This is a genomic window from Paenibacillus sp. LRG-1 (assembly GCF_057220305.1).
Genome location: NZ_CM170126.1, coordinates 2,356,640 through 2,380,500 on the forward strand (window position 1 = coordinate 2,356,640; position 23,861 = coordinate 2,380,500).

The 23,861-nt window shown below is 45.1% G+C and carries 28 protein-coding genes and 1 pseudogene; 24 read left to right on the top strand and 5 right to left on the bottom strand.

What is annotated here, in order from left to right; all coding sequences use genetic code 11:
- The 3 genes from ACUUJN_RS10645 (at position 1) to ACUUJN_RS10655 (ending at position 2,290) form a co-directional block, all read left to right on the top strand.
- Positions 1-639 carry a CatB-related O-acetyltransferase gene (locus ACUUJN_RS10645; protein ID WP_023988294.1) on the top strand — a complete coding sequence of 213 codons (639 nt, stop codon included), beginning with the start codon at positions 1-3 and terminating at the stop codon, positions 637-639.
- 264 nt (positions 640-903) lie between these two features.
- The gene (locus tag ACUUJN_RS10650; protein WP_013310011.1) at positions 904-1,266 is read left to right on the top strand and encodes a replication termination protein; all 363 of its coding nucleotides are present in this window, start codon (positions 904-906) and stop codon (positions 1,264-1,266) included.
- Positions 1,267-1,285: 19 nt separating this feature from the next.
- Complete coding sequence (locus tag ACUUJN_RS10655) at positions 1,286-2,290, top strand: Gfo/Idh/MocA family protein (RefSeq protein ID WP_023988295.1); 1,005 nt, start codon at positions 1,286-1,288, stop codon at positions 2,288-2,290.
- 92 nt (positions 2,291-2,382) lie between these two features.
- On the opposite strand, the gene ACUUJN_RS10660 is transcribed toward ACUUJN_RS10655, so the two are convergent.
- Positions 2,383-2,952 (bottom strand): TraR/DksA C4-type zinc finger protein, encoded by a 570-nt coding sequence (locus ACUUJN_RS10660; protein WP_053325293.1) that lies wholly within the window; start codon positions 2,950-2,952, stop codon positions 2,383-2,385.
- Positions 2,953-3,096: 144 nt separating this feature from the next.
- On the opposite strand from ACUUJN_RS10660, the gene ACUUJN_RS10665 reads away from it, so the two are divergent.
- The 7 genes and pseudogenes from ACUUJN_RS10665 (at position 3,097) to ACUUJN_RS10695 (ending at position 7,174) form a co-directional block, all read left to right on the top strand.
- On the top strand, positions 3,097-3,474 hold the full coding sequence (locus ACUUJN_RS10665; RefSeq protein ID WP_023988297.1) for a DivIVA domain-containing protein: 378 nt from the start codon (positions 3,097-3,099) through the stop codon (positions 3,472-3,474).
- A 97-nt stretch (positions 3,475-3,571) separates the two neighbouring features.
- Positions 3,572-4,006, top strand: coding sequence for an Rrf2 family transcriptional regulator (locus ACUUJN_RS10670; protein WP_013310015.1), 435 nt, complete (start codon positions 3,572-3,574; stop codon positions 4,004-4,006).
- A 23-nt stretch (positions 4,007-4,029) separates the two neighbouring features.
- A complete protein-coding gene (locus ACUUJN_RS10675) occupies positions 4,030-4,530 on the top strand; it encodes a metallophosphoesterase family protein (protein ID WP_484669567.1) in 501 nt (166 codons plus the stop codon).
- A gap of 35 nt (positions 4,531-4,565) precedes the next feature.
- Positions 4,566-4,892, top strand: coding sequence for a (2Fe-2S) ferredoxin domain-containing protein (locus ACUUJN_RS10680; RefSeq protein ID WP_023988299.1), 327 nt, complete (start codon positions 4,566-4,568; stop codon positions 4,890-4,892).
- A gap of 130 nt (positions 4,893-5,022) precedes the next feature.
- A pseudogene (locus ACUUJN_RS10685) lies at positions 5,023-5,301 on the top strand (hypothetical protein).
- 106 nt (positions 5,302-5,407) lie between these two features.
- On the top strand, positions 5,408-6,010 hold the full coding sequence (locus tag ACUUJN_RS10690) for a nitroreductase family protein (RefSeq protein ID WP_025722870.1): 603 nt from the start codon (positions 5,408-5,410) through the stop codon (positions 6,008-6,010).
- Between the two features lie 240 nt (positions 6,011-6,250).
- Entirely contained in the window at positions 6,251-7,174 is a 924-nt protein-coding gene (locus ACUUJN_RS10695) for an NAD(P)/FAD-dependent oxidoreductase (protein WP_071558832.1), read from the top strand.
- A gap of 10 nt (positions 7,175-7,184) precedes the next feature.
- On the opposite strand, the gene ACUUJN_RS10700 is transcribed toward ACUUJN_RS10695, so the two are convergent.
- Complete coding sequence (locus ACUUJN_RS10700) at positions 7,185-7,514, bottom strand: hypothetical protein (RefSeq protein ID WP_023988302.1); 330 nt, start codon at positions 7,512-7,514, stop codon at positions 7,185-7,187.
- A gap of 142 nt (positions 7,515-7,656) precedes the next feature.
- Positions 7,657-7,977, bottom strand: a complete 321-nt coding sequence (locus ACUUJN_RS10705) for a winged helix-turn-helix transcriptional regulator (protein ID WP_007430161.1) — start codon at positions 7,975-7,977, stop codon at positions 7,657-7,659.
- Positions 7,978-8,267: 290 nt separating this feature from the next.
- Here ACUUJN_RS10705 and zwf point away from each other — a divergent pair, with 290 nt between their 5' ends.
- From zwf to ACUUJN_RS10745, 8 genes are all read left to right on the top strand, one after another.
- Positions 8,268-9,770: a glucose-6-phosphate dehydrogenase gene (gene zwf, locus ACUUJN_RS10710; RefSeq protein WP_023988303.1), complete on the top strand. Its 1,503-nt coding sequence runs from the start codon at positions 8,268-8,270 to the stop codon at positions 9,768-9,770.
- 54 nt (positions 9,771-9,824) lie between these two features.
- Complete coding sequence (gnd, locus tag ACUUJN_RS10715; RefSeq protein WP_053325295.1) at positions 9,825-10,718, top strand: phosphogluconate dehydrogenase (NAD(+)-dependent, decarboxylating); 894 nt, start codon at positions 9,825-9,827, stop codon at positions 10,716-10,718.
- 156 nt (positions 10,719-10,874) lie between these two features.
- The gene (locus ACUUJN_RS10720) at positions 10,875-11,549 is read left to right on the top strand and encodes an SOS response-associated peptidase (protein WP_484669568.1); all 675 of its coding nucleotides are present in this window, start codon (positions 10,875-10,877) and stop codon (positions 11,547-11,549) included.
- A 380-nt stretch (positions 11,550-11,929) separates the two neighbouring features.
- A complete protein-coding gene (locus tag ACUUJN_RS10725) occupies positions 11,930-13,138 on the top strand; it encodes an MFS transporter (RefSeq protein ID WP_076264214.1) in 1,209 nt (402 codons plus the stop codon).
- A 55-nt stretch (positions 13,139-13,193) separates the two neighbouring features.
- Positions 13,194-13,640, top strand: coding sequence for an OsmC family protein (locus ACUUJN_RS10730; RefSeq protein WP_028542408.1), 447 nt, complete (start codon positions 13,194-13,196; stop codon positions 13,638-13,640).
- A 69-nt stretch (positions 13,641-13,709) separates the two neighbouring features.
- Positions 13,710-14,795, top strand: coding sequence for a lactonase family protein (locus tag ACUUJN_RS10735; RefSeq protein WP_068940728.1), 1,086 nt, complete (start codon positions 13,710-13,712; stop codon positions 14,793-14,795).
- Positions 14,796-15,581: 786 nt separating this feature from the next.
- Positions 15,582-15,737 (top strand): hypothetical protein, encoded by a 156-nt coding sequence (locus ACUUJN_RS10740; protein ID WP_023988309.1) that lies wholly within the window; start codon positions 15,582-15,584, stop codon positions 15,735-15,737.
- A 173-nt stretch (positions 15,738-15,910) separates the two neighbouring features.
- Positions 15,911-16,420 carry a hypothetical protein gene (locus tag ACUUJN_RS10745; protein WP_071558829.1) on the top strand — a complete coding sequence of 170 codons (510 nt, stop codon included), beginning with the start codon at positions 15,911-15,913 and terminating at the stop codon, positions 16,418-16,420.
- A gap of 145 nt (positions 16,421-16,565) precedes the next feature.
- Here ACUUJN_RS10745 and ACUUJN_RS10750 read toward each other — a convergent pair whose 3' ends face one another.
- Complete coding sequence (locus ACUUJN_RS10750) at positions 16,566-17,192, bottom strand: FMN-dependent NADH-azoreductase (RefSeq protein ID WP_025723667.1); 627 nt, start codon at positions 17,190-17,192, stop codon at positions 16,566-16,568.
- Between the two features lie 240 nt (positions 17,193-17,432).
- Here ACUUJN_RS10750 and murI point away from each other — a divergent pair, with 240 nt between their 5' ends.
- The 6 genes from murI (at position 17,433) to ACUUJN_RS10780 (ending at position 22,952) form a co-directional block, all read left to right on the top strand.
- A complete protein-coding gene (gene murI / locus ACUUJN_RS10755) occupies positions 17,433-18,287 on the top strand; it encodes a glutamate racemase (protein WP_053325296.1) in 855 nt (284 codons plus the stop codon).
- Positions 18,288-18,379: 92 nt separating this feature from the next.
- Complete coding sequence (locus tag ACUUJN_RS10760) at positions 18,380-19,228, top strand: phosphotransferase (RefSeq protein ID WP_484669569.1); 849 nt, start codon at positions 18,380-18,382, stop codon at positions 19,226-19,228.
- Between the two features lie 14 nt (positions 19,229-19,242).
- Positions 19,243-19,665 (top strand): metallothiol transferase FosB, encoded by a 423-nt coding sequence (fosB, locus tag ACUUJN_RS10765; RefSeq protein WP_028542404.1) that lies wholly within the window; start codon positions 19,243-19,245, stop codon positions 19,663-19,665.
- A 71-nt stretch (positions 19,666-19,736) separates the two neighbouring features.
- On the top strand, positions 19,737-21,131 hold the full coding sequence (locus ACUUJN_RS10770) for an MATE family efflux transporter (RefSeq protein ID WP_028542403.1): 1,395 nt from the start codon (positions 19,737-19,739) through the stop codon (positions 21,129-21,131).
- A 201-nt stretch (positions 21,132-21,332) separates the two neighbouring features.
- Entirely contained in the window at positions 21,333-22,313 is a 981-nt protein-coding gene (locus tag ACUUJN_RS10775) for a S8 family peptidase (RefSeq protein WP_484669570.1), read from the top strand.
- 153 nt (positions 22,314-22,466) lie between these two features.
- Complete coding sequence (locus ACUUJN_RS10780) at positions 22,467-22,952, top strand: tetratricopeptide repeat protein (RefSeq protein WP_075154104.1); 486 nt, start codon at positions 22,467-22,469, stop codon at positions 22,950-22,952.
- Between the two features lie 151 nt (positions 22,953-23,103).
- Here the strand turns inward: ACUUJN_RS10780 and budA are convergent, their stop codons facing one another.
- A complete protein-coding gene (gene budA, locus ACUUJN_RS10785; protein ID WP_484669571.1) occupies positions 23,104-23,850 on the bottom strand; it encodes an acetolactate decarboxylase in 747 nt (248 codons plus the stop codon).
- Between the last annotated feature and the right edge of the window lie 11 nt (positions 23,851-23,861).

Below are 23,861 nucleotides of genomic sequence, written 5' to 3' on the forward strand. Positions count from 1 at the left end.
ATGAGTGGTCCAGATACAAGAAGCGTTTTTCCGATGAAAAATATTAGAAGTCTGTGTTTTTTGAACAATGTAGTGGTTAATCCATATATCGAAATCGGGGATTATACCTACTATGACGATGATGATAACCCTTTGGATTTTGAGAAAAATGTCCTTTATCATTTTGATTTTATAGGGGACAAATTAAAGATTGGTAAGTTTTGTGCGATTGCAGCCAAAGCCAAATTTATTATGAATGGTGCTAATCATAATACAAATGCATTTACGACTTTTCCTTTTGGAGCGTTTGGCGGAGATTGGGAAGTTGGTTTACCCAATTTAAGTGGGGGCTACAAAGGGGACACTGTGGTTGGAAATGATGTTTGGATTGGTTACAACGCTACCATTATGCCCGGAGTTCAAATTGGTGATGGTGCGATCATTGCGTCAAACGCCGTGGTGACTAAAGATGTTCGGCCATATTCCATTGTAGGAGGAAATCCCGCGAAGTTAATTCGTTATCGGTTTGATGAGGAAACTATAGCTATGCTACAAACCCTGAAATGGTGGGACTGGGACATCCAAAAAATAACAGAATATATTCCTGTTTTGACAAGTAACGATACGGAGGCCTTAAAACAATTAATCCAGTCTTCGTAATCTGTAACTCTATTTTTTTAGCTTTAGTTATATTATTTCAACATATGAAAAATTCATAATAGCAAAAACAATAAAATCATTTCTCAGCGCTTCGCACACTACTCTATATCGCCTCATTCTATATCTCTCGCCATCTTAAAACAGGTCACAAGAGATGAAGGGTTCTCATACGCTCTCATATCATCAAAGGAAATAGTGTATGGACGCAGAGTGGTTTATAATGGAAGATAAGGTGCACGAATAAGGTGTGGAGGAGGCTGTGAAATGGCGTTTATGATATCCCAGCGGGCTTTTATCAAAATTTATCTGATCACAATGGTGGAGAGGCATCGCGGTTATGGATATCAGATGCTCGAATCGATGAAAGATGAGTTTAGTGGCTTTGGGTATGTTCCGCCTCAGAGCGAGGTTTACCGGGCGCTGCATGAGCTGGTACAGGAAGGTGTTTTTTACCGTACCAAGCGATTGAAAGGAACAGACCCGCGCGTGGATTTTCAGGAGATTGTACTCTATCACTTTACAGATGATGGGGAGGAGAAAGCCCGATTGTACAAGAAGCAGGTCAAAGCCGATTTGGACCGTTGCTTAGGTATGCTGCATAAAGCGGAACAAGACAACTATTCCTAACCACGAAAGGATGAGAACGATGGGTAGAAAGCTGAAATGGGGAATTTTAGGCACTGCGGAGATCGCCCAAATCGCTGTAATTCCGGCAATTCAGCAATCCGAACGCGGAGAAGTGCTTGGGATTGCTAGTCGTAATGCGGATAAAGCCGCTGAGGCCGCCCGGGAGTTCGATATTCCGAAAAGTTATGGAAGCTATGATGACCTGTTGGCTGATCCCGAAATCGGAGCGGTGTACATTCCGTTGCCGAACCATCTGCATGAAGAGTGGACCATTCGGGCAGCGGAGGCTGGGAAGCACGTTTTGTGTGAAAAACCATCTTCTCTTAGCTCGGCCGGGACAAGCCGCATGATTGAAGCATGTCAACGTGCAGGAGTGATCTTTGCAGAGGCTTTTATGTATCGCTATCATCCCAAACATCGAAGAATTAAGGAAATTATCAATAGTGGGGAAATTGGTGACATTCGCGGCATCCATTGCACGTTTACGTTTAACAATACCGATCAGGCAGATAATGTGCGCTTTAATAAAAACATGGGCGGCGGCTCGCTATATGATGTAGGCGTCTATCCGATATCAGCCGCTCGTATGTATTTGGATCGGGAACCGGAGGCAGTGACGGTACATGCCTTATTTTCCCCGGAGCATGACAACGTCGATATGATGGCTTCCGGTTTGCTGGAATTTCCGGGTGGAGTCAACCTTACTTTCGATTGTGGCATGTGGGCAGCTAATCGTTCCAACATGGAAATTCTCGGTAGCAAGGGTACGATTGCGATGCCCAAAATGTTCGGTTGGGAAAGAACGTCTGTTGTACCGCAAATTTTCGTCCACGTCGGTTCGGTCACGCGTGAGGAACGTCTGAAAGGTTTTAATTCCTTTGAACTGCAAGCGGATGCTTTTGCTAAAGCGGTGCTTGACGGTGTCCCGTTGCCGTATGAGCCAGAAGATGCGGTGAGCAATATGAAGGTAATCGATGCTTGTATTGAGTCAGCTCGCAGTCGGAAACGGATAGAAATTGGATAACGGGATCACTGTATTCCCGTAAAGACATAAAAAGCAGCCTGTCCAAAGGACAAGCTGCTTTTTTAGATGAACGAATACATAAGCATATAGCATTACATATTTTCATCATAATCAGTGACATCACGCTTGGCGGCAGTTGCAGGCGAGTTCGATGTACCGTATTTCTCCACGGCGTCCCATGCGCCCGCATCGTCAAATCGTCCTGCATTCCGTTGGCGAACCTCACCTGCACCCTTGGGCGGCGGAGTCATGACCTGTTCCTCTACAGGACGGTCATTCGATAATTCTCGAGTTGGCGTGTGCTCGACTGTATAGGCTGTATATGGAATGGCTTGCAACCGTTCAAAAGGAATTTCTTCCCCGCTCGCCACACATATTCCGTACGTCCCATCCTTCATCCGTTGAAGTGCTGCATTGACTTGCTCCAGCTCGTCTTGCAGCGAATCATTAATCGCCAGATCACGGGACCGTTCAAAGGTTTCTGTCCCTATATCAGCGGGGTGGTTATCATAGGACGAGAGCTCACCTGTGGAATCTGTCAGTGTTTCTCCCAATTGAGCGTTTTCCTGACCGTTTTGTTCAAAATGCTTTTCTAAATCCTTTTTCTGCTCCAGCAACATATGTTTCAGCTCTGCAAGCTGCGAATCGTTCAAATGGTTCATGATCATCTCTCCCCTTCGTGGTCTGTATAAGTGACACGTATGCTCTTTTATACCCGTTCATAGGGCCGGGCAATCAGCAGAGACTTTTATTCCCAGCCTAGAATGTGATATAAAAAGAATAGTGTGTTAAGGAGGGAATAACCGATGGATGAACATATGAAGCGTCGTCTGGATAAACAAAAGCAGTTGTTTAAACAACTGGGCATTCAGCTGGACGCGCTCTCCATTCATGAGAAACAGTTTAAGAATAAAATGCGCGGCTATGATCCGGACGAGGTGGATGCCTTTCTGGATGAAGTGATCAAGGATTATGAACGCTTTTATGCGAATATAGCCGACCTGATGGACAAGTGGCAGGAGCAGCAGGCAACCATACGTGATTTGAAAAATGCACCCAAGCCTGCGGCCGACCTTAATGGACTGGACCGTCGTCAACTGGAGGATATCGTTAAGCAGTTGGAATATAGTGTACGCCAATTAAAAGTGCGAGTACGTCCTGAAAATGACTATTTTCCGGAGTAAGGTGCAGTAAGCACTGTGTTGGTGCCTCTATTGTGGTATGATGGAAACAAGCATTTTTCCAAACATTTAATGAGGCACACACATAAAGGTGGTTAACATGAGTACCCATTTTTCCGTTAGTATCCATTGTCTGCTTCTTCTGGCTGAAGGGGCACCGGAGCGAATGACATCGTCACTTATTGCTTCCAGCATCAATACAAACCCGGTAGTTGTGAGAAGGATTATGAGCCGACTCAAACAAGCGGGTTTGGTGGATTCGTCGCCTGGAGCACGCGGCTTTCGTCTAAGCATGTCCAGTTCAAACATCAATCTGAAAATGATCTATGAGGCGACCAAGGATGAAGGTCCGTTGTTCGCCATCCATACCGACAGCAATCATAATTGTGAGGTAGGCAGGAACATAGACGCATTATTGGATGGTTTATATACCGTGGCAGAGCAGAAAATACAGGCGTTTTTCGAGACCGTTACGCTGCGAGATCTGGAGCAGGCACTTCAGCAGCGCGTGGGGCAACAAAGTTCATCCGTGTAAAGACGCTGGTAAGGAGAATTTATATGAAAATCATCGTACTTTCAGACACTCATATGCCGCATAGAAGCAAAACGTTGCCTAGTCGGCTTGTACAGGAGTTAAAAGGAAGTGACCTCATTCTCCATGCCGGAGACTGGACGGATTGGTTCGTATATGAATGTCTAGCTGAATTTGCGCCTGTGCAAGGCATTGCCGGAAACAATGATGGAATGGACATCGTGGAGCGTTTAGGCTATCAGCGAATCGTTGAAGTTGAAGGCAAGCGGATCGGTATGGTTCACGGTCACGGCTGGCGAGGAACGACAGAAAATATCGCATTGAATACGTTTAAGGGAGAAACGCTGGATTGCCTGATTTATGGACATTCGCATATTCCGGTGGTCAAAACGATTGACGGTCAGCTTGTCCTTAATCCGGGGTCTCCGACGGACAAACGCGGCGAAGACGAATATTCATTTATCGTGCTGACGATTGAAGCTGGTCAGATGGAAGCACAGCTTGTTCTTTATCCAGATAAACATTGATTTAAAACCAACAACTGTTGATTAAAGGGGAAGCTATGGCCATTTTTGAATTAGAACCAATGAAGCATCATGTGTTGATCTGCAATGGAGGCACATGTATGCGACATGAGGGTGAAGAAGTTACACAGGCAATTCGGGATGAAATTCGTAAACAAAATGCAGAAGCATATATTCACACGACCAGAACTCGCTGTAATGGGCGTTGTCATGATGCTGCGGTTGTGATCGTATATCCTCAAGGGGACTGGTATGGTCAAATGACCCCCGACTCGGGGACTCAACTGGTGCAGAAGCTCGTAACGGGAGAGAAGCTGGAACCTCATCTTTTTCATGAGTGTACAGGTAAATCCAGCTCGGAATAATCCAATCAACCATTTATAAGAACATGAGTAGAGAAAATCTTTGCGGAGATTTTCTCTTTTTTGCGTTTAATCCTCGATGTGAAAGGTAAAAGTATACTGTGAACACCAATCCGATAGGGAGGGAAGTAAAATGGCCCCATTTGAAGATAACCTGCACGATCAGAATGAGCAGAAAGGACAGACGGGGAAAGGAACAACGGAGTCTAAACATCAGGAACAGTCGATCAATCGAGATCATGCAGAGCAGTATCCGACAGAGCAGGAAAGCTTGTTTGACCGTTTTGAGATTGAGTAGACGGTAGACGCCATTCCCGTAGAGGATTTGAAGATGGAAAGGCAGGAGGAGAGAGACAAGGATGCAACCAAGCACACCTCTTCCAGTGAGAAAAAATATAATGGTGGCGTATAATCATCAACTAACTGGTAATATTTAAAAAGAAATCTCTTGACTTTAAGATATATGTAATGTATATTAAGTTACGAAAAGTAATTAATTTTTCTCAGGAGGTAACAAAATGGCTAAAGACTTCTTCACAGCTCTGAAAGACAGACGCTCCTATTATGGTATTAGCAAAGAACAGGTCATTTCTGACCAACGGATTCAAGAGATTGTAGAGGAAGCTGTTAAGTATACACCTACCTCTTTCAACTCCCAAACTTCACGTGCTGTAGTGTTGCTCGGAGAGCATCATGATAAACTGTGGAATATTACAGAAGATATTTTGCGTGAGGTTGTAGGCAATGAGGAGCAATTCAAGTCTACTGCCGAGAAAATGAACGGTTTCCGCAGCGGATACGGAACAGTCTTGTTCTTTGAAGACAATAACGTGGTAGCTGGTCTGCAGCAACAATTTGAAGCCTATGCGGACAATTTCCCAATCTGGTCCAACCAATCTAATGGTATGTTGCAATTGGTAGTATGGACGGCTCTGGAGCAAGAAGGACTGGGGGCATCCCTTCAGCATTACAACCCATTGATTGATGAAAAAGTGAAAAACGAATGGAACATTCCTGAGCATTGGAAACTGATTGCTGAAATGCCATTTGGTAAACCGACATTCCAACCAGGTGAAAAAGAATTCCAGCCTGTTGAAGAACGAGTAAAAACATTTAAATAATTATAATTTTCACGATAAAATGACGATTCAGGCTCGACTTGGTAAAGCACTGTGGGTATCCACAGTGCTTTTTGTCATTCCATTTTTAAGGCATATAAGCTTTGATATGTACGGACACAGGGGTTAATTCATCCGTTAGTGGGTGATATTATGTTTAAAATTGGATGAGAAGTTTACATTGGTGTTATTGCGGTTTTATGCAGATGTCTAGGATAACGCGCATTCAAAGGAGGAAAAGTGATGAACTATGATTGCATTATTGTTGGTGGGGGAATTGCCGGATTGCAAGCAGCGATTCAATTGGGGAGATACAGCAGTCATCGAGTTCTAGTGATAGATTCGGGCTATGGTCGATCTACGCTGTGCCACCAGTATCATAATATTTTGGGCTTTCCTGACGGAATTTCTGGTGAAGAGCTGCGACGGCTTGGACGTAGTGAAGCCACGAAACTAGGTACTGAATTTGTTGAAGGGAAGGCGGCAAAAGCCGCCAAAAGAGATGAGCTTTTTGACATTCAAGTGGATGCAGGATCCGTCTATTCGTCAAAAACGCTGCTGTTGGCGACAGGGCTAACGGACCGTTTTCCAAAGCTGGATGGGTTACAAGCCTGCTTGGGCAACAGTGTATATGTGTGCCCGGATTGTGACGGTTATGAGGTTCAGGATCGCAGCACGGTCGTTATGGGGGCAGGCAAAGCAGGAGCTTCCATGGCTCTGACTTTATCAGCGCGCACCGATCAACTTGTTTATGTCAATCATGAGCGTTCAGAGGTGCCGGACGAGCTGATCGTAAAGCTGCGGGAAAAAGGGATTGGCTATAAGGAAGCAGCCATTTCAGAGATTATAACCGGAGAATGGGGCTGTTTTGAAGGAGTGCGGCTGGCTGATGGACATGTGGTTCGAGCAGAGCGGGGCTTTTTAGCCTTTGGCAGCAATCACGTTCATTCAGAGCTGGCGGAGCAACTGGGTGTACATCTGCTGCATAATAAGCATATTGAGACTCATCCTCGCAGCAAAATGACAAATGTGGAAAATGTATGGGTAGCCGGGGACTTAGGAGCTCATGCCGAGCAAGCGACTGTGGCGATGGGAGAAGGAGCTATGTCAGCGATTTGGATACACAAGGTATTAACTGGTATGAAAACAAAAGAACCGCAGCTCTGAGAGCTGCGGTTTAGAACGATGGGTGTGTACTCGTTGGGAGTTGAAGTTCGAAGCGTTTTAATTGATCGCTCATGCCGTACTTACGTAAAATTTCCGTCTGTTTGTTGCCGATAAGATCAAAATGCGGATAGGGCTGACGCTGATGAATATATTGGGGGTTCAATCCGTTATGGTTGCACCATAAGCGCAGCTTGTCCAAATCAGAACATCCCACCTTGGTGACGGTTGTAATGCCTGGAAAGCGATCATCCAGCCAGTAATGTGTCAGGAAAGCAATTTCACCACGACTGACCTCTCTTTTCCAGGCCATAAGCTCCTGCCGGGTAATGCCAAATGCCATCGTTCTCATCCTTCCTTGGCTCATTCTGAAATCATGAGCTGTTGCGCGGTTGTTCCATTATTTTCGTACTATAGTTTGTATTATGATCCACATGGGGTAACACAATAACAGGAGACCCTGTGTGACGACCTCCTGTTAGCGGTTAAAGCCATCTCTCGGCCCAGCTCTCCACACCATTTAATGCATCACCTAGCTCTTTACCCTTGCGTGTCAGCGAATACTCGGTACGCACAGGCCGCTCTGTGATGACATTGCGAAGGATCAGGCCGGAAAGCTCTAGTTCCTTGATGCGTTCGTTCAGCATGCGTTTACTAAGATCAGGTATGGAGACGTGAATTTCACTAAATCGTTTGGGATGTTCCATCAAAGTATGAATGATGAGAGCGGTCCATTTTTTGCTGATGATCTGAAAGGACTGTTCCACCTTACCGCACAAAAGCTTAGGCTGCCTGTCGTCGCTCATCTGAATCCCCTCAATTTCATTGTTGTTTTAAACAGTATACTAAAAGTAACTCTGTATACCAATAGTAACTATAACGCTTTGTATCAACTGTGACATATTTAACAGTTTTTTCTCTTTCCTTTCGTCAATCATACCACAGAAAACGTTATCATTACAGGATATATCGAATGTTCACGATTTCGCTAAAATTTGATTGACTTGCCCCTTATTTTGGGTGTATTATGGGTTACGTTAATTCCTCAGGTAACTTTTAATAACCTCATCTTTATAATGGGAAGAAGGAATATTTCATGGATTCAATGACATTTGTCTTATTTGGAGCGACAGGGGATTTGGCGAAACGCAAAATTTACCCTGCCTTGTATAATTTGTTTGTAGAAGGTAAAATTCCGGCTTCCTTTTCTGTAATTGGGATGGGGCGTCGTGAAGTGGCGGACGAGCAATTTCAAAGTAATGTAGAGCAATCCATTAAGGATTTTTCCAGACACGTGAATGAAGACCGTGCACAGATGGATCAGTTCTTAAGTGCTTTCCGTTACAGCGCATTGAACGTCAACCACCCGGAAGATTATAAAAAGCTGCTGCAGCTTGCTGAGCAACGTGAAAATGACTTGGGAATTCCGGGGAACCGCATGTTTTACTTATCGGTGGCACCGGAATTTTTTGATGTGATTGCCCTCAATATTCGGGAGAGTGGTTTAGCTGAAACAAAGGGTTGGAAACGGCTCATTATCGAAAAACCATTTGGACATGATCTGGAATCAGCACGTGAGCTGAATGATCGCCTGAGCAGAACATTTGCTGAGGATGAGATTTATCGTATTGACCATTACTTAGGTAAGCCCATGGTACAAAACCTGGAAGCCTTAAAATTTGCTAATCCATTGCTTCAAGGGATATGGAACAATCAATACATCGCCAATGTGCAAATTACCGCATCCGAGACTGTAGGGGTGGAGGAGCGAGCAGGATACTATGATCATTCTGGCGCTATTCGTGATATGGTACAAAATCACATGCTACAGGTGTTGATGATGACGGCTATGAACAAGCCGGGACATGTCACGGCTGACCAGGTGCGTGATGAAAAAAGCAAGGTGATGGACGCGCTTCGTGCACTTGATCCTTCCGATATTGCTTCCAACGTGGTTAGAGGCCAATATACCAACGGTGAGATCAACGGAAAAGCAGTTCCTTCCTATAATGAAGAGCCGGACATCGGTCCTGATTCACAAAATGATACTTTCATTTCAGCTCGCCTATGGATTGACAACGAACAATGGTCGGGTGTACCTTTCTATATTCGTACTGGCAAACGCATGAAAGAAAAATCTACTCGTATCGTTGTGGAATTCAAAAAGGACAGCACAGATCCTTATGCCGCTCAAGGGCAACCCACTGACCCGAACTTGCTGATCATCCATGTTAACCCGGATGAAAAGGTAACGCTGCGTCTGAATAGCAGAGACCCGTTAAACGCTGGTCAACTGGAAACGGTTCTGATGAATTATCATTCCGAGGCCAAGGATGTACCAGAAGCCTATGAGCGCCTCATCTTTGATGCGTTGCGCGGCGATTCCACCTTTTTTGCTCATTGGAACGAAGTTGAGCTTTCATGGGTGTGGGTTCAACCTGTACTGGAAGCTTTTGCTCGTGGTGAGGTTCCACTTCATACGTATGCAGCAGGCTCTTACGGTCCAGAAGCTTCAGATCAATTGTTGGAAGAGCAAGGCTTTACATGGTGGCTGGACGAAAAGTCCGAAAGCACTGAAAAAGCAGTCGTTCGTTCTTAACATCAATAAGAAAGTATATACAAAATATGTTTGCTACGGCAGGAGGCCTTTACAATGCAAGTAGGATTAATTGGTTTGGGAAAAATGGGCTTAAATCTCGGGAAAAATTTGATCGATCATAAGCATGAACTTGTGGCTTACGACGTCAATGCAGCCGCCATCCAAGAAATGAAGGATTATGGAGCTACAGGTGCTTCCACATTGGAAGAGCTTGTACAGGCAACTCAATCCCCTAGAGTATTGTGGATTATGGTTCCTCACCAAATTGTGGATTCTGTGCTGGATCAGCTTCAACCGATGTTGTCCAAAGGAGACATCATTATTGAAGGTGGTAATTCTCATTACAAAGAGTCTATTGCTCGCCATGCCCGTCTTCAAGAATATGGTATCAGCTTCATGGATGCTGGAACCTCAGGCGGGATGGAAGGCGCACGCAATGGCGCTTGTTACATGATCGGTGGCGATCCGGAAGCTTGGGCGGTTGTTGAGCCTATTTTCCGCGACACAGCAGTGGAAAACGGATATCTGTATGCAGGTAAATCCGGAAGCGGACATTTTCTGAAAATGGTTCATAACGGTGTGGAATACGGCATGATGGCTTCCATTGGTGAAGGATTTGAAGTGCTGGAAAAAAGCAGCTTTGACTTTGATTATGAACAAGTAGCGCGTGTGTGGAACAACGGTTCTGTTATTCGCTCTTGGTTGATGGGCTTGACTGAACGGGCATTCTCCAAAGATGCAAACCTGGACGAAATCCGTGGGGTTATGCACTCTTCTGGTGAAGGAAAATGGACGGTTGAGGAAGCGCTGGACATTCAGGCTGCAACTCCAGTCATTGCTTTGTCCCTGCTGATGCGCTACCGTTCTCTTGATGCGGACACGTTCAACGGGAAAGTGGTTGCTGCGCTGCGCAATGAATTTGGCGGTCACGCGGTAGAAAAGAAGTAATAACGATATAAGCTAGTATCTATCCCCGTAGCTTCACAACTGCGGGGATATTGCTATATGTTTTGTCGTTTATTGGATGTTTGCAAAACCTGCATATGCATATTTTTCCTTGTATATCCGCACAATAGGTGAAAAAGGCGGAAGGATGAATAGCATATGTGCAAAAGGTTTTCGTTATCGGCTGATTTGGATGAGGTAAGGGATCATTTTGGTATACAACGGGTGATGTATTATTACAAAACGCGTTATAACATGAGTCCCACCCAGCATGTTCCAATTGTGCTGCATCAGGATGGAGAACGGGTACTTGATGAATTTCGCTGGGGATTTATTCCCTACTGGGGCAAGGATTGTGTCAATGCAGACTTGAATACGGTTCGGGTAAATCCGAGTTATCGCAAGATGGCGGAAACCCGACGTTGTATTATTCCATGCAATGGATTTTATTATTGGCGCAAATTGGGTAAACGCATGTGTGCTGTACGGGTGGTACTGCCGGAACAGAAGATGTTTGCGGTCGCGGGACTATATGAAGTATGGCAGGATAGTCGTAAGGAGTCTTTACGCACCTGTACGATGATGACAGTTCATGCCAATACGGATATACGTGAATTCGATACCCGTATGCCAGCTATTTTGGAAGCTGATCATATAGATTCATGGCTGGACCCGTCTGTCCAGAACATAGATGAGCTGTTGCCTCTACTGCGCACGTATGAGCAAGGCGACATGAGCATCTATCCAGTGACCCCACTGGTGGCCAATGATGAACATGATAACCGTGAATGTATTCAGGAAATGGATTTGCAGTGGTCCTGGATTAAACCTTAAACGTATGGAGATTTTCATCCATTATTGATCATAAGCTTCCCGCCACCTGCATAGGTATGTATTGGGGAACAAGCGTCATGATCCGGGGAGAGGGGAAACGGCCGAAGGAGTATCTCATGTGGGATGGAGGCGATTGGAATGAGTAACGATACACTCATCCAGCTGCTAGTGCTCATGGTGACGATCATCGGTCTGGTCCAAAACCGGTAAGTGGCAGGTTCCAGAAGGCGGGAGAATTGCCGTAGGCAATCTTCCGTTTTTTTCTGTGTTAAAAAGCTCGCAGATTAAGGAAGCTTACGGTACAATAGATGCTAGGCTACAGGTGACAAGACACCTGAATATACGTCTGCATACGATATATTTTTAAGGGAGAGCGAATCATGAGTGAATTAACTTCATTACCACCAGCCAAAAAAAGAAAATTGCTGTTTAGCGCAGGGCTCAGCTGGTTGTTTGATGCTATGGATGTGGGGCTGCTTTCATTTATAGTCGCAGCGTTGGCAAAGGAGTGGCATCTGGGATCTGAGCAAATTGGACTGCTGACTGCAATGAATTCGATAGGAATGGTGTTCGGAGCCGCTTTGGCGGGGATTTTGGCGGATCGTTACGGCAGACGCGCCATATTAGTGTGGACATTGTTGATCTTTTCTATTGCCAGCGGCTTATCAGCTTTGGCGACAGGACTCGGAATGCTGCTGGTGCTGCGTTTTATTGCTGGTGCAGGCTTGGGCGGGGAATTGCCTGTTGCTTCGACGCTGGTGTCAGAATCAGTGCCTGTAAAAGAACGAGGAAGAGCGGTTGTCCTGCTGGAAAGCTTCTGGGCGGCAGGCTGGATCCTTTCGGCTCTTATTGCTTATTTTGTTATTCCGAAGTATGGTTGGCAAATGGCATTTATTCTCGGCGCAGTACCTGCGCTGTACGCTCTTTATCTGCGCAGAGCTATTGAGGATTCACCGCGTTACAAGCAGCAAAGCGTTAAACTTCCGCTGCGTGCACGATTGGCTTCGATTTGGTCGGGACCCAATCGCAAGTCTACGCTGATGCTGTGGATTTTATGGTTCACAGTTGTATTTTCATACTACGGCATGTTCCTGTGGCTACCGAGCATTATGTTTATGAAAGGTTTCGAACTGGTTAAAAGCTTTGAATATGTACTGATCATGACGCTTGCGCAACTACCAGGTTACTTTACCGCCGCCTATCTAATTGAAAAGCTGGGGCGCAAATTCGTACTGATCATCTACTTGCTGCTCACAGCAGTGTCCGCCCTTTGGTTCGGCACCTCGGAAACGGCGGGAATGCTGCTAGCTGCTGGTATCTGCTTGTCCTTTTTTAATCTCGGTGCTTGGGGAGCCATGTACGCTTATACTCCGGAATTGTACCCGACAGCGGTCCGTTCTACCGGTGTGGGTATGGCGGCTGCGTTTGGCCGTATTGGAGGCGTTATCGGGCCTTTTGCGGTCGGTATACTCGTAGGACAAGGCGTAGCGTTACCATCTATCTTTGTGATTTTCTTCGTAGCTATCTTGATCGGAGCAGCGGCTGTATGGTTGCTGGGTACGGAAACCAAAAACCAGGAGATTGACTAACCTTTACATTCACCTGTGTAAAGATTCATAATATAAGAGAGAGGAGTGACCTGAAATGGAGCATACCTTTCTGCTCAAGGCAGACTGGAACGGGGGGCGCAACAGCGACGGCCGTATTGAGGCTGGACAGTTGCGGACTGCAATTTCGATCCCAGCTGAGATGGGGGGCCCTGGTGTGGGCACCAATCCAGATGAAATGCTGCTCGGTGCCGCCGCTACCTGCTATTTGATTACGTTGGCGGCGATGATGGAGCGCGCGAGTCTCCCGGTGGCATCACTGGCGCTGGAATCCGAAGGGATTGTCGATGTAACGAACAATATTTTTACATATCGCCGAATTGTGCATCGTCCGCAGGTTCAATTGGCCGCCGATGCGACAGAATCGCAGATCGAACAAGCATTGCGACTGGCAGAGCAGGCAGAAACCTCATGCATGATCTCGCGTGCCGTAGCGGGAAATGTGACGTTGTCCACAGAGCCCGTGGTGGAGCGCGCCTCTTAAAGCGATATTTGTAACAGGAGCAATCATTCCAATTGCCCATCATTTTTTTAATCCAAGGAGGACACAACCATGACAGCACAACAAAAATTGCTCGTATTCGCAGGCTCTTACGCCGAATTGGAAGGTAACGGAGTTTATTCGTACACTTTTAATGAACAGACAGGAGCACTTACACTACAGGATGAGTTCTCCGGCTTGAAAAATCCTACATTCCTGAATGTGGACGTCAAAAATCGGAAGCTGTATTCCATTGGAGAGACGACTTCTGCTGCAGGAGCGAAAGTAGGCGAAGCCTCTGCTTTCGAAATTGACCCAGTTAAAGGAACATTTACATTGCTGAATCGTGCGGAAAACGTGGGTGCAACAACTTGCCACATTCAGCGTGATCCATCTGATCGTTACCTTATTGTAGTCAGCTACCACGGAGGTATGGTGGGACTGGTATCTCTGACCGAGGACGGACGTATCGGTGAGTTGCTGGATGTTAAACAGCATGAGGGCAAAGGGGCACATCCTGAACGTCAGGATCGTCCACATCCACATTCCAGTTTCTTTAGTCCGGATGGCCGCTTCCTGTTCGTACAAGATCTCGGTCTGGATCTGATCCGCGTTTACACCATTGATGACAGCAAAGGACAACTGGTGCTTCATGGTGAAACGAAAACCCATGCAGGTGCAGGTCCACGTCATTTGACGTTCCACCCGAATGGTAAATTTGCTTTTGTCATTAACGAAGTGGATTCTTCCATTACTTCTTTTGCATACGATGCAGAGGCTGGCAAGCTCACTGAGCTTGAGAGCGTACCGACATTGCCGTCTGACTTTACAGGTGAAAACACAACTGCTGAAATTGCGATTTCGGGGGATGGAGCTTATCTGTACGGTTCCAACCGCGGGCATGACAGCATTGTGGTATACGCTGTAGACGGAGCAAATGGCAAGTTGAGCTTGGTCGAGCATGTATCTGCCGAAGGGGAGCATCCACGCCATTTTGCTTTGACTCCAAATGGTGACCATATGCTCGTGGCCAACCGCGACACCAACAACATTGTTACGTTCAAAGTGGACAAGGCAAGTGGACGCTTGACCTACACTGGGCAACAAGTAACCGTGTCCAAGCCAGTATGCGTACAGCCTTTTTACTTTTCTGTGTAAAAGGAGCGCTACATTTATATCATGCGGAGTGGTTAAGTGATAGTGATGCGGATAATGGTCGCTACGAGAACGGATCATTCTTCCGGTCGCTGTTGCCCCCGGATTTCTCGATTGTATGTTCAAGGGTAGAAATCCGGGGACAAAGGCGAACGCTCCGCTTCTTCAGAACAATTCCGTCCTCTCCGCTGCTTTAGTGCTTTTGGCGACCATTTTTTTATGCAGAAACAATAAATGAATACGTATATGTTGATGGTACTGATAGATTAACCAAGCATAGAAAATTTTTTAGTGAAAACGGCTCGTAGGATAACCTACAGCCGTTTTTATTTTAGGGCTTAGTCATTTCAAAAGAAGTCACTACCTACAAAAATAATATAAAATTTTATGGTTACAAATAAGATACGAATAATCTCGGCAGGAAAAGGGTACATATGTTATAAGCGGGACAAGAATCTCTCAATCCGATAATGCAAATCTAGGACAAGCATTGTGAGTTCCATATAAGGGTTAGAGGCTTAAAATAAAAGTATTATATTTGGCCTAAGTATTAGTTTAGGTCGTTGGCTTTTTTAGAGGCAAACTCATGAAAAATGACCAATGGCAAGGATAAACTGAGTAACGAAGCGGGCAGATGGATTTCGGAGAAGCGATAGCGTTCGCCTTTGGAACTTGATTTTAACCATTAAAATATATTCAAAAAATCAAGCTCCAACAGCGATCGGAGAAACCATCTGATCGCGAAGTGGGCCTCACAGACCGATAAGAGTATATAAAGGAGGAAACGAAATGAAAATTATCATTACGCAAAAGGAAGCCGTCGACAAAGGAATATGGACAGAGATCATGGGGATGTTTGCTGTGACCAAAGAGGACGAAGTATGGCAAAATGAAGAGTTTATTCTCACCGAAGAACAGGCACGTCAGGTCGGATTATTAAGATAGCAAAGACAAATAGGACATGTTATCAAGTTTTAAGACCAAGTCTTAAAAAATCGTAACTTCTTTTTTATGTATCTGATACACTTTTTAACCGTGCAACGTTTATGATAAGTACACAAGGGTAATGAAGCTTACAGACACCGTGTACATACCCAAACGGCAAGGAGAGATCAGACATGATGAAACTAGCTTCGAAATGGACCGTATTGGCTTTAATGATGATGCTGATTACGACGGCAGGGGCAACAGCGCAAGGCTACACGCCTGTAGCAGCTGCTGAAAATCAGGAGACCGTATATATAAACCAAATGGAGATTCGTGAAGGACAAATTTATTTGTCGGCAGACCCGATTGAATGGTATGAAGGCGCGGCAGCTGACAAAGCATTTGTGGAGCATGAAGGAAATACAGGATTGGATGGAGCTCCGGATGGCTACTACATCGTAAACAATTCCGTGCAAAATGACGTGTATCAGGTTGCACCAGATGCTTCAGTAGAGGTGCAGATTTATGATCACACGGGTAACATAGAAGATACAGACGTGCAATGGAACGAATCGATTCCTCTGGCACAGTTTGAGAAAGATTTTGCTAAAAAGGACGTTCTGGACCTCAGTCAATTTCCATACCATATTACGCTTCGTGAGGGTAAAGTTATAAAAATCGTGCAGCAATTCATTCCTTAAAATAGAAGTAATCTCATTTCACAAACACGTGCTTTCACTTGATTATAGATCAGGGGAGCACGTGTTTTTTTATACTTTATAACAAAAAAAGAGGATATCCAGCCCATATAGGGCGCGGATATCCTCTTCTCTTCATAATATATGATTAGAACGATTTTGCTGTGTCTACTGCACGTTGTACAGCAGAAGCAACGATTTCTTGTGCTTGATCTGGAGATTGATTATGTCCTTCCAGAACAACTTTCACGATGTCTTTCACTCCGAAGAAGGATAAGATGTTGTTCATGAAGTTCAAAGACATTTCAGCTGCAGCAGCTGGTCCTTCGGAATAAACGCCGCCTCTTGCATTCAGCAGGGCTACTTTAGTTTCAGTTACGAGACCAACAGGACCTTCAGCAGTGTATTTGAATGTTTTACCAGCTTGGTTCAGGTAGTCAATGTACGTATGCAGTACAGCTGGAATCGTCATGTTCCAGAGCGGGAAAGCAAATACGACTTTGTCTGCTGCCAGGAATTGATCCAGGTAGCCATTAGCAATGTTTGCCAGGCGAGCTTCTTCTGCGTTCAGCTCCATGCCTCTAGCGGATTTGAACGTGCCGTTGATCATGTTAGCGTTCAAATAAGGAAGCTCGACGGAGAACAGGTCCAGCTCAGTGATTTCATCAGTTGGGTGGGAAGACTTGTAGCTTTCTACGAAGGCGTTATACAATTTAACTGTTGCAGATTCTTCAGCTGTACGATCATTAGCTTTGACAAATAATACTTTAGACATGATTTATTTCCCCCTAAGTAAGTTGAATAAGTAAGTTAAGTTAGTAAGTTACCAAGTAATATTACAATATAAAGATAATATCTGTCAACACTTTTATATTAAATTTACTTTGAAAAGCTACTTTATTTTTTACACTGAAAATTTTACGTGTTTCTTTTGCAAAATATCAGTTTTGCGGTAAAATTTAAATGTAAAGTTTAATGAAGAGAATGGTTTGAGTAGGCGAAGAAGAAAATGAACATGGTGCCAGCAAGATATAGCACAATAGTTGAACGAAAAAAGGTGAGTAGCTTGAAGATAGGTTTTTTTGATTCAGGATTGGGTGGAATTACAGTATTGTCCGAGGCACTAAGACGTTTGCCAAACGAAAATTTTGTATACATGGCGGATACCCTCCATGTGCCTTACGGGACGAAAACTCCCCAAGAGGTGCTTGGTTATGTCAAGGCTTCAGTACAAACGATTCTAAAAGAAGATGTTAAGGCATTGGTAATTGCCTGCAATACGGCTACAAGTATCGCGGTTGCGGAGCTAAGGAAAGAATATCCTATTCCGATTATTGGTATGGAGCCAGCAGTGAAGCCAGCGGTCGAGATGAACCGATCCAATGGTAAAAGAGTTCTGGTGTTAGCCACACCATTGACCTTGAAACAATCCTGTTATGCAGCGCTGGTATCCAGAGTTGACGATCATGGGAGCGTGGACTCACTACCTCTGCCGGAGCTAGTACAGTATTGCGAACAGTTGAATTTTGACCGGGCAGAAATGTCCGAATATTTTAACCGGGAGCTGTCTTCGTTCAATCTCGACATATATGGTACGGTGGTATTGGGGTGTACTCATTATCCTTTTTATAAGGAGATTCTAAGGGAACTACTGCCTTCTCATATTCAGTTAATTGACGGGAGCCAGGGAACAGTTAGACGGTTGAAACAGGTGTTGTCTGAGCGTAATTTGCTGGAGCCTTCGCCAAAATCCGGTCCATCGCAGGAGGGACACATTACATTTCTATGTTCTAGTCAGGATGAGACCTATGTGCATAAGATGGAGCGGGCGCTTGAAATCTATGCGGAGCATGAAAAGATTTATTTTTAAAAGAAGAGCGGCTGGCGAACGTGTTGGATCTTAATGAAATATCCAAATCGCCAGCCGCATTGTCGATCAGACGCATGGAGGGAGGGCGTAAGATGGATGTTCAACTGATCCTGAATGAGCTTCACGAAACGGGCGTGCTTGAAAGCCATATGCGAAATCTCAAACCGCTGACCGGCGGAACTTCGAGCAAAGTGGTTGTTGTCATGGACGGAACTAAGCCGCGATACGTGATTAAGCAAAATGATCCCGCTGTCGTAGAAGCCGAGGCAGAATTCTTACATACCTATGTACAGATTGAGAAACTATCGCGTTTGGTTTATGTAGATCCGTTGCACCGTTATTTGGTGTACACGTTTAGGTCAGGGCTCACACAGTATCATGGACGAAACAAAAGCGATTTGTTACTTCGTCTGGCGACGGAGGTGATCTCGCACTATAAGCCTTTTGGTGAGGAACGTCATTATGGTTATCCGGACCACCCGTTTGTGGAATGGAGAGATTTTCTGCTGCACAGAACGAAGGAATCTGAAAAGATCATACAAGACGTTTTACCCCCAGAGGATCATCGGTTCGTCCATACCCTTGTGGCCGGATCGCCGCAACGGAATATTAAATATTTGCTTCATGGTGACTGTGGAGTACATAATTTTGTGTTTGCCGAAAATGGTACGTTGACAGGCATTATTGATCCTGACCCAGTCGTGGGAGAGCCTCTGTATGATTTGATATACGCCTTTTGTTCTTCACCCGATAGGCTGATCGTCGATACTATTTTGCCTGCCTTAGAGAAGCTTGGGCCGGAGATGACAGGGGAATACGAGCTGAACAGGGAGGTACTACAAGGATTATACTTTCGTATTGCTACCTGCATTCGGCATCATCCGGGAGATCTAGATCAATATACAGAAGCGTGGACCTATTGGCTAGACAGGATTTGCTGAAAGGAATAGGGAACATGAGCATACAAGGGTGGAATCATATTTGCTTTTCGGTGTCTGATTTGGAGAAGTCTATACATTTCTATCAGAATATACTAGATGGAAAACTGCTCGTTAAAGGACGTAAGTTGGCTTACCTGGACTGCTTGGGAATGTGGCTGGCCCTCAATGTGGAGGAGGATATCCCAAGAAATGAAATTCATCAATCCTATACGCATATTGCATTTTCGGTAGCGGAAGCGGATTTTGAGAGCATGCTTAACAAGCTGAGAACTTTTAATGTCACCATTTTGCCCGGAAGAGAGCGGAATGAACAGGACAAAAGGTCGGTCTATTTTACAGATCCAGACGGACATAAGTTTGAATTCCACACAGGACAATTGCAGGACCGCTTGAACTATTATAGAAACGATAAAAAGCATATGACTTTTTATGATTGAGTAAGTGTTATCGATATTGACGTGTAGGTATTAAGTAATAATTGGGTCGCATTTAGGAGGAATACGGAAGGATGTCACTGTCTCAGGAAAACGGTTCCAAGCAAGCACAAGCCGTTAAAACGATGACGGTTTTTGCCATCACTTGGCCGATCTTTATAGAGATGTTGTTTCACATTTTGATGGGTAGCGTGGATACGTTCATGCTAAGCCATGTTTCTGATGAGGTTGTATCGGCTGTAGGTGTATCAAGACAGTTGATTGAATTTACGATTATACTTTTCAATCTGCTTGGTCTTGGTGTAGGTGTGATCATTGCTCAGCTATTGGGGGCGCAAAAGCATGTGGATGCAAGCCGTGTTACGGCTTCGGCACTAACCTTTAATCTGGTGTTTGGTCTGGCGCTGAGTTTGATGTTTATTGTGAGCCGGGATTTTTTACTATCCTTTTATCATATTACCCCGACGATTAAGGAAAATGCAGAAATCTATATGATGCTGGCAGGGGGTTCGCTGTTTCTGGAAGCGCTCATGCTAACCGCAGGTCCGGTTATTCGCTCGCATGGTTTTACTAAAGATACGATGATCGTGGGCATTGGTATGAATATATTGCATATCGTGGGGAATGCGTTGCTCATTTATGGCTGGTTTGGTCTGCCGCAGATGGGAGTGGCGGGAGCAGCGATTTCAACAGTTATTAGCCGTGCTGTAGCATGTGTCTGGATTTTTCTACTGTTGTACAAGCGTGTAAGTGCGCCGATTCGCATCCGGTATTATGTACAGCTTCAATGGAGTAAGCTGGTAGCCATCCTGAAGATTGGTATTCCTGCCGGGCTGGAATGGTTGTCTTATCAGCTTAGCCAAATGATGGTGACCCGGTTTGTCAGCTTTATGGGTACAACGGCGATCGCAACCCATTTTTATACGAATACAATTGTGTACTTTTTTATGGTATTTGGAATGGCTGTAGGTGAGGGGACAGAAATTATTGTTGCCCGCCTGATTGGAGCAGGAGACAAGGAAAAGGCCTATCATCAACTTTTACGGAGCCTGAAATGGTCTTTGGTCATTACGATTGCTGTGATCGTGGTAGTATCCTTTTTCCGATATGAAGTGATGGCGATCTTTTCAGATGAGCCGGCGATCATTCAATTAGGGGCAGCAATTTTGCTCTTCTGTATATTGCTGGAGCCGGGCCGAGTGTTTAATCATGTTGTCATTAACTCCTTGCGAGCGGCGGGAGATGTTCAGTTCCCGTTGATGATGGCCATTATTTCAATGTGGGGGATTAAAATCCCGCTAGCATATGTGCTGGGCATTCATATGGGATATGGTGTGCTGGGAGTGTGGATTGCACATGCCTGCGATGAGTGGGTACGAGGCATTTTCCACTATTTACGCTGGAAGGGGCGGAAATGGCAGCACAAATCGCTGTTATCTAAGGCTGAACTTCAGGCGGAATCAGCCTAAGGCTGAAAGAGATTCTACAACAGACATTCTCCAAGCGAATTGGAGGATGTCTGTTTTTTTACAAAAATAAGCAAAATGGGGATGTTCAAACTTTTCAAAAATTGCTAGAATATAGTAACCTCGAATGTAATAGAGGTTTTCAAAGTTTCAAAGTTTCAAAGACGGATGGTTTCCGATTGTATCCATGAAGGAGGGAATAAGATGGAACGTAAAGTGCATATCATTCCTTACCAAGTGATCAAGCAGGAGCAACAAGTGAATGAAATACCGCGAGGTGTAGAGCTGATTCAGGCTCCTGCGGTATGGAACCAGACTCGAGGCCGAGGCGTGAAGGTGGCGGTGCTGGACACGGGCTGTGATTCGGACCATCCTGATTTGAAGGCGCGCATTATTGGCGGCCGGAATTTCACGGATGATGATCAAGGTGATCCGGAAATTTTCAAGGATTACAACGGTCATGGTACGCATGTGGCAGGAACCATTGCGGCAGCAGAAAATGCGGATGGTGTCGTGGGTGTTGCTCCAGAGGCAGACCTACTCATCATCAAAGCGCTAAACAAGCAGGGCTCCGGTCAATATGACTGGATTATTCAAGGCATCTATTATGCGATTGAGCAAAAGGCAGATATCATATCGATGTCACTTGGCGGTCCTGAGGATGTGCCAGAGCTTCATGAAGCAGTAAAAAAGGCTGTAGCTAGCCAAATCTTAGTCATCTGTGCAGCTGGAAATGAGGGAGATGGTGACGACAGAACGGACGAGCTTGGCTACCCCGGCTGTTATAATGAAGTGATTAGCGTAGGTGCTATCAATTTTGACAGGCACACCTCAGAATTTAGTAATTCTAATAATGAGGTGGATTTGGTTGCACCGGGAGAAGATATTTTGTCCACCGTTCCGGGCGGCAAATATGCGACCTTTAGCGGAACTTCGATGGCTACTCCGCACGTAGCAGGTGCATTGGCGTTGATTAAGCAGCTGGCGAATGCGAGCTTTGAGCGTGATCTCACCGAACCGGAATTATACGCACAACTCATCAAACGCACGATTCCACTGGGCAATTCTCCTAAGCTGGAGGGCAACGGTCTACTGTACTTGACGGCAGTGGAGGAGCTTTCTCGTATTTTCGACGCGCAGCGTGTAGCGGGAATACTAACTGTAGGATCATTGAAGGTTAAATAAACCGTAACTTCAATTCGGAAATATAGCGGCTCTCCTAAAGGGAGGGTCGTTTTTTTGGATTTCAAATCTTAGGAAAAACTCCATTTACATTGCATTCAAATGTCGGGTAACATATATCTCAAAGATAGGCATGAGTCAGAAGTGGAGGAGAATATGAACGATATCATGGCGCAAGCTGACGAGCTTAGACGAACAGGGCAAGCAGAGAAAGCACGTAAGCTTCTTTTAAAGGCATTAGAACAGCAGCAAAATGATGCAGAATTGTGGTATCAGACAGCTTGGACGCATGATTCATTGGGCTTAGAGAGGGAAGCGGTTGCCTATTATGAAAAAAGCCTAGGTATGGCGTTATCCGCAGAATCAAGAAAAGGAGCCATCCTGGGACTAAGCAGTACATATCGTGTATTGGGAGATTACGCCAAGGCGAAAGCGTGGTTGGAAACAGGAATGAACGAATTTCCGGATTACAGACCGTTTCGGGTATTTTACGCGATGGTGTTATATAATCTGGGGGAATACGGGAAAGCCATGCAGGAGCTGCTAATGGAGGTGGCTGAGACGACCTCGGATTTATCTACACAGGAGTACTCACGTGCCATTCAATATTATGCAGATAAACTGGATCAGATCGAGGCATAGGTGAACCGGAGTGAGAGCATAAGCAGTAACGTGTATATACGCTCGTACATAAAAAGATCACAGACAGAGAGCAGTAATTCTCTGACTGTGATCTTTTGCTGTTTATTGTTTAGCTATAAGGTCCGTTACTTGATGAGTTATATAACTGTGATTACTGCGCACCTTCAGTAACGGCGATTTCCTTCTCCAGGTTTTCTCTGGACAGGTTGGCCTTCAAATAATCCGGGGTATCGGGCAGGACCAGGTGCAGATTGGATTTTTGACAAATGCGGATGGTGCACTTTTCGACGATAAAATCAAAGACATGCCCGCCTCCAGTGCGTTCATCGTTAATAAAATGCAGATGAAATCCGGCTACCCCAATACCTTGAGCATAGGCAGGTGTCCAAAAACCTGTAATCACGCCGGAAGCCTCATTAAAAGTGAAGGTAGGCTGTGACTTGGTCGCTTCGATAAACGGTTTGTATGGTTTAACTTGGTGAGGTACGGTCCGTGTCTTTACTTCACGAAAAGTACCATCCATACGGAAGGCATAGAACAGATTACGGCTTGGAAACAACGTTAACAGCAGAGCTTCCAGCTCTTCACGATGCATAGGGCGGTCAATAGTATATGTGAAATCTTCCTGGAAAAAGGTGACAGTGGAAAAAGGTGTAGTTTCTTCCGGTTTTACGCGATGGGCCGTACCGTCTGGAAGCAAGTGATAAAATTCACCATCGAACGCGATCATCTCGCCATTCAGTTGATCAAAGGTACCAATTCCGAAATCCCCGTGCTTTTGCAACTCCTCAAAGGCAACAACTCCGTCATAAAGACCATCTAATAGAGCAAGCATGGTGGACGTTTGGTAAATATCATGATCAGTTTCTTGCTTGGTTTCCAATTGTGCAACGGTCATGGCAATACACT